We start from the raw sequence: 5009 nt of genomic DNA, 5'->3' as shown, positions 1-5009 counted from the left end.
GCTCCCGCCCTACTCCGCGTCGCCCCTGGTGACGGGCTCGGGGTGAGGGAGCGTCAGGCGGGCCACCGCCCCGCCTTCCGGGGCATTGGCGAAGTCCAGACGGGCGCCGAGCACCTCCGCCTGTCCCCGTGCGATCGTCAGGCCGAGCCCGTGCCCCTTCGTCCCGCCCTCCGTGCGGAACCGCTGCGGCCCGTGCGCGAGGAGGTACTCCGGATAGCCGTCCCCGTGGTCCCGCACGGTGACGACCGGGCCGTCGACGGTCAGCGTCACCGGCGCCCGCCCGTGCCGGTGCGCGTTGGCGACCAGATTGCCGAGCACCCGCTCCAGCCGCCGCCGGTCCGTCGTCACGGACGCGTCCCGCACGACCCTGACCTCCGTGTCGCTCCCCGACGCCCGCACCACCCGCCGGGCCAGCTCCCCGAGCCGCTCGGTGTCCAGCTCCAGCCGTTCCCGTCCGGTGTCCAGCCGGGAGATCTCCAGCAGGTCCTCGGTGAGGGTGCGCAGCGCCGCCACCCGGTCCCGCACCAGCTCGGTCGGGCGGCCCGGCGGCAGCAGCTCGGCCGCCGCGTGCAGCCCGGTCAGCGGGGTGCGCAGCTCGTGCGCCACGTCCGCGGTGAACCGCTGTTCGGCGAGCAGCTTGCCCTGCAGCGAGGCCGCCATGGAGTCCAGCGCGGCGGCGACCGCGGCCACCTCGTCCTGCGGACGGCTCCGGTCCCTCGCCCGGGGGTCGTCGACGCGCGCGTCGAGATCGCCCGCGCTGATCCGCCGGGCCACCCGCGCGGTGGTGTGCAGCCGCCGCGTCACCCGGGTCACGGCGAACGCTCCCACCAGCAGCGTGGCCCCGATCGCCGTCGCCGACGACCAGACGATGGCCCGGTCCAGCCCGTCGATGGTGCGCTTGCCCTGGGAGTAGTCGACCCGGACCGCGAGCGCCCGCCGTCCGTCCACGGGACCAGCCGCCCACATCGTGGGCCGTCCCTCGTACTCGGCCACCATCGAACCCCGCTCCCCGGCGACGGCCAGCTCCCGCAGCTCTCCGGGGAGCCCCGGCGGATCCACCCCCGCCCCGGGCCGCAGCGATTCCCCGGCCTCGTACGCCTCGGTCGCCTCCGTCAGCCGCCGGAGCGCGGCGTCGCGCACCCGGCCGACGGTCTGGTCGGTCACCTGGACGTGCACGAGCACACCGAGCAGGGCGGCGAGGGCGCAGCACATCACGGTGATGAAGACGGCGGCCCGCACCGCGAGCGGGCCGGTCCACCGGGGGAGCGCGAGCCTCACCGGGCGCCCGCCGGCGAGGGGGCGGACGGCGTGGGGCGCGCGGACGGCGTGGGCCCCGGATGCCCGATGCGCAGCATCTCGTCGTGCGTGAGGAGCATCGCCCGCTGGTCCGGGTCCCAGGTCCACTGCAGCCGGTACTCGTACCCGGCGACCTCGGACGGGGAGCGGATGATCACCGACCGCCCGGCCAGTTCGACTCCGCTCAGGGCGTCGTCGTAGGCCATGACCTGCGTGAGCCGGTGCTCGTCGGGGTCGACGGTGTAGACGCGTACGGCGGTCAGCTGTTCGGGCAGCAGCCGGAAACCCAGCGTCAGGTCGTCGCGCCCGTCGCCGGTCAGGTCGCGGTAGTGCGGCTCGAGGAGCGGGCACCCGGCCGCCGCACCGCCCTGGCCCTCACCGCCCTCGGGGCAGTCGCTCATGCGGCGGGCGGTCTCGCGGTAGGGGGCGCGGTCGCCCCGGTAGTCGTCCGGGTGGGCGGTGATCTCCGCGCGGACGACGGCCACCGGGTCCACCGCGCGGATGTCGCCGTCCGGCACGGCGACGCCCTCCACCACCTCGGTGTCCACCTCGCCGAGGTCGAAGGCCGGACTCGACGCCGGGGGCAGATCCGGCCACAGCCGCGCGGGACTGACGGCGGTCGGCGTCGCCCCGGCCCCGCGCAGGCCGCCGGTGTCCCCGCAGCCGATGGCCGCCGCCGACAGCAGGGCGACGGCGGCGACACGGCGGAGGGCGCGCACACGGCGGCTGGGGGGCACTGCGCTCCTGGGCTCTTCGGGGTCACGGTCGGCTGCGCACACCTTATTCGCGCGGAAGTCCTTTTTGCCTGCCGCCCGTCCCGCCTACTCCGTCAGCTCCTCCAGCAGCCGGGCCGTGGTGAGCCCCGCCCGCAGGTAGTCGACGAACAGCTCGTTGTGCAGGGCCCAGGGCGAGCGCCGGGCCCGGATCAGCCGGATCGCCGCCTCGGCGGTGCTGCCGCGGCGCATCAGCGCGTGCGCGACGACCAGGCCGGAGCGGTTGTACCCGTGGTAACAGCGGACGAGGACCGTGCGGCCGCCGTCCAGCGCCTCGCACGCCGCCTCGGCCAGCCGGATGACGCCCGCGAGCTGCGTCCCGTCGAGGGGTCCGTCGGGGATCGGCCACACATGGTGCTCCACCCCCGGCCCGGGCCCGTGCCCGGGCAGGCGCAGCAGCGTCTGCACGAGATCGAACTCCTGGCCCACCACCGCGAACTCCAGCCGCCCGGAAAGACCCCGGAACTCGTGTCCGCCCATCCACAGGCCGGGCACGACCTCGTTCCACGGGCTGTCCGGGGCCGGCACGTCGGATCGCTTCCTGCGGGTACGCAACGGCGCCTCCCCACCATCCCGCCCGTGGGCATGCCCAACCCCTCTCCAAGGTAACCGGCTTCCCTGTCTTCTTGCCCCCGGCTCGACCGCCTGTTCCCATGGTCGTGGGGTGATGATGCATGAACGGACTGCGCGTCATACCGACCTGGCGGCACGGCCGGGAACGGCTGTACGTCTGCCTCCCGGACGGCAGGAACATCGCCTGGTACGACCGCGAGGCGGCCCGGGTCAACCTGCTCGGCGCGGACCGCGAGGAGGACGTCCTCGAAGCACTGGGCCCCTTCCTCACCGGCCCGGTCTCGGTCGGCCCGCCCCCGGTCCCCACCCCCGCCGAGCTGGCACGCCTCTCCCTGCACCCCGACGACGACCTCGCGCCGAACCGGCCCGGCGAGGCGCTGCTGGTCGCCCTCGACCGCGACCCCGGCCCCGCCCGCCGCCTCCGCCCCGACCCGCGCCGCAGGGCCCTCACGGCGGAACAGACGGTCGGCGAGGCCCTGGACCGCATGGACGGCGCGGGCTGGCACACCCTGCACTCGGTCCCGCTCCCGGGCGGCGACCGCATCCACCACCTGCTCATCGGCCCCGGCGGCCTGTACGCCGTCCACTCCCTGTACGCCCACAAGCAGCGGGTGACGGTCGACGGCCCCCGGGTCGGTCTGGGCCGCCACGCACCGCAGCCGCTCCTGCGCCGCGTCCGGGCCGACGCCGACCGCGCCTCCTACGCCCTGACGGCCGAGGTCCGCCCGGTGCTCGTGCCGGTCGGCGCGTCGCACGTGTCGGTCCTCGCCCCGCCGCGCGAGGTGCGCGTCCTGACGGACGGGGAGGTGGCGGGCCTGGCCGGCCTCGGCGGAGTGCTGAAACCGGCCGACGCGGAGGCCCTGTACGCGATGGCACGGGACCGGAACACCTGGGCACGGGTGTGAGCCCCGCCCCTGCGTCCCGGTGACCGGCACCCCCGTGGTGAGAAAACGTGCAAAGTGGGACAAAATGGCAGCGTCGATCGGCGGGTGACCGGAAAGGTGCTGCACGTGAGGTCCATCTGGAACGGCGTGATCTCGTTCGGCCTGGTCAGAGTGCCGATCAAGCTGGTGAACGCCACCGAGAGCCATGCGGTCCCCTTCCGCGAGATCCACACGGAGGACGGCGGCCGGATCCGCCACCGCAAGTTCTGCGAGCTGGAGGACCGCGAGGTCACCGCCCAGGAGATCAGCAGGGGCTACGAGGAGTCGGACGGCACGATCATCCCCATCACCGACGAGGACCTGTCCCACCTGCCGATCCCCACCGCCAAGACCATCGAGATCGTGACCTTCGTCCCCGAGGACAGCATCGACCCGCTCCAGATGGGCGCCGCGTACTACCTGGCGGCGGGCCGGGCGCCGGCCGCCAGGCCGTACGCGCTCCTGCGGGAGGCCCTGAGGCGCAGCAACAAGGTGGCCGTCGCGAAGTTCGCGCTGCGGGGCCGCGAACGTCTGGGCATGCTCCGCGTGGTCGGCGACACGATCGCCCTGCACGGCCTGTTCTGGCCGGACGAGGTCCGCGCCCCCGAAGGGCTCGCCCCCGGCACGGACGTCGGCGTCCGCGACAGGGAGTTGGACCTCGCGGGCGCCCTGGTGGACGCCCTCGGCGAGGTCGGGCTGGAGGACCTGCGCGACGAGTACCGCGAGGCGGTGGAGGAGGTCGTCGCCGCCAAGATCTCCGGCGAGGCCCTGCCCGAGGCGCCCGAGCCGGAGCGCGGCGTCAGGGTCCTGGACCTGACGACGGCCCTGGAGATGAGCGTCCGCGCGCTCCGCGAGTCCCGCGACGGGGGGACGGACGAGCCGGCGGAGGCCGGGGGCGGGCGGCCGCCGCAGCGCCGGACGTCCCGCGCGGCCCCCCGGGAGGCCGGGGACGGGAAGCCGACGTCTGCGGCGAAGAGGCCGCAGACGGGGAAGCCGGCCGCGGCGGCGGGCCAGGACGCGAAGAGGGCGGCGGCGCGGAGCCCCGCGAAGAGCACGGCGAAGAGCCCCGCGAAGAGCGCGGCGAAGAAGACCCCCGTGAAGAAGGCCCCGGCGAAGAAGAGGGCGTCCTCCCCCAAGCGCTCCGCCTGATCCGCCGCGGGCTCCGCCCCGCCGGGATCCGCGCCCGCGCGGCGGCCACGGTGGCCTGCGCGCCGGCGGTCGTCGTGTTCACGCCGCACACCGGGGGCCCCGGAAAGGACTGTCACCTTCCGGCCGCCGCGCCGGACACGCCGGGCCGGAGCCCGGCGACCCCGGCTCCCGGCCCCGGTCCGTCCGCCCTCCTGGACCTGGGCCGTCACCCCGACGCGACCACCGACGGGGACGGCGACCGCGGGCGGGACCGGCGGCGGCGCCCCAGGAGCGCCGGAGGGCACGGGCTGACCGG

The 5009-nt window shown here is 75.6% G+C and carries 5 protein-coding genes; 2 read left to right on the top strand and 3 right to left on the bottom strand.

Features of this window, described 5'->3' with window-relative positions; translation table 11 throughout:
* Nucleotides 1-9 precede the first annotated feature (9 nt).
* From RIM90_RS18140 to RIM90_RS18130, 3 genes are all read right to left on the bottom strand, one after another.
* Complete coding sequence (locus RIM90_RS18140; RefSeq protein WP_309061756.1) at nucleotides 10-1278, bottom strand: ATP-binding protein; 1269 nt, start codon at nucleotides 1276-1278, stop codon at nucleotides 10-12.
* Nucleotides 1275-2033, bottom strand: coding sequence for a hypothetical protein (locus tag RIM90_RS18135; RefSeq protein WP_309061755.1), 759 nt, complete (start codon nucleotides 2031-2033; stop codon nucleotides 1275-1277). The genes RIM90_RS18140 and RIM90_RS18135 overlap by 4 nt, the downstream gene beginning before the upstream one ends.
* 84 nt (nucleotides 2034-2117) lie before the next feature.
* On the bottom strand, nucleotides 2118-2624 hold the full coding sequence (locus RIM90_RS18130; RefSeq protein ID WP_309061754.1) for a protein phosphatase: 507 nt from the start codon (nucleotides 2622-2624) through the stop codon (nucleotides 2118-2120).
* A 119-nt stretch (nucleotides 2625-2743) separates the two neighbouring features.
* Here RIM90_RS18130 and RIM90_RS18125 point away from each other — a divergent pair, with 119 nt between their 5' ends.
* Nucleotides 2744-3547, top strand: coding sequence for a nuclease-related domain-containing protein (locus RIM90_RS18125; protein ID WP_309061753.1), 804 nt, complete (start codon nucleotides 2744-2746; stop codon nucleotides 3545-3547).
* Nucleotides 3548-3643: 96 nt separating this feature from the next.
* A complete protein-coding gene (locus tag RIM90_RS18120; RefSeq protein WP_309061776.1) occupies nucleotides 3644-4714 on the top strand; it encodes a Ku protein in 1071 nt (356 codons plus the stop codon).
* Nucleotides 4715-5009 lie beyond the last annotated feature (295 nt).

It is taken from the genome of Streptomyces sp., from assembly GCF_031181555.1.
GTDB lineage: Bacteria > Actinomycetota > Actinomycetes > Streptomycetales > Streptomycetaceae > Streptomyces > Streptomyces fimbriatus.
Note: the sequence above shows the minus strand (reverse complement) of the source record. Positions and strands in the feature narration are given on the sequence as shown.